The organism is Brevibacillus daliensis, assembly GCF_021245735.1.
Lineage (GTDB): Bacteria > Bacillota > Bacilli > Brevibacillales > Brevibacillaceae > Brevibacillus_B > Brevibacillus_B daliensis.
The window spans coordinates 1-606 of sequence record NZ_JAJISB010000076.1 but is presented as its reverse complement, the minus strand read 5'-3'; the positions used below and the strand labels follow the sequence as shown (position 1 = coordinate 606).

The 606-nt window shown below is 55.0% G+C and carries 1 rRNA gene; it reads left to right on the top strand.

Annotated features, from left to right (window positions below):
- A 23S ribosomal RNA gene (locus LM917_RS24285) occupies positions 1-598 on the top strand; the annotation flags it as partial.
- Between the last annotated feature and the right edge of the window lie 8 nt (positions 599-606).

Genomic DNA, 606 nt, shown 5'->3' with positions numbered 1-606 from the left:
TGGTCGGAAATCATTCGTAGAGTGTAAAGGCACAAGGGAGCTTGACTGCGAGACCTACAAGTCGAGCAGGGACGAAAGTCGGGCTTAGTGATCCGGTGGTTCCGCATGGAAGGGCCATCGCTCAACGGATAAAAGCTACCCTGGGGATAACAGGCTTATCTCCCCCAAGAGTCCACATCGACGGGGAGGTTTGGCACCTCGATGTCGGCTCATCGCATCCTGGGGCTGAAGTAGGTCCCAAGGGTTGGGCTGTTCGCCCATTAAAGCGGTACGCGAGCTGGGTTCAGAACGTCGTGAGACAGTTCGGTCCCTATCTGTCGCGGGCGCAGGAAGTTTGAGGAGAGCTGTCCTTAGTACGAGAGGACCGGGATGGACGCACCGCTGGTGCACCAGTTGTCACGCCAGTGGCACAGCTGGGTAGCTATGTGCGGACGGGATAAGCGCTGAAAGCATCTAAGCGTGAAGCCCCCTTCAAGATGAGACTTCCCATAGCGCAAGCTAGTAAGACCCCTTATAGACGATAAGGTTGATAGGTTCGGTGTGGAAGTGCAGTAATGCATGGAGCTGACGAATACTAATCGGTCGAGGACTTATCCACATTTGCCA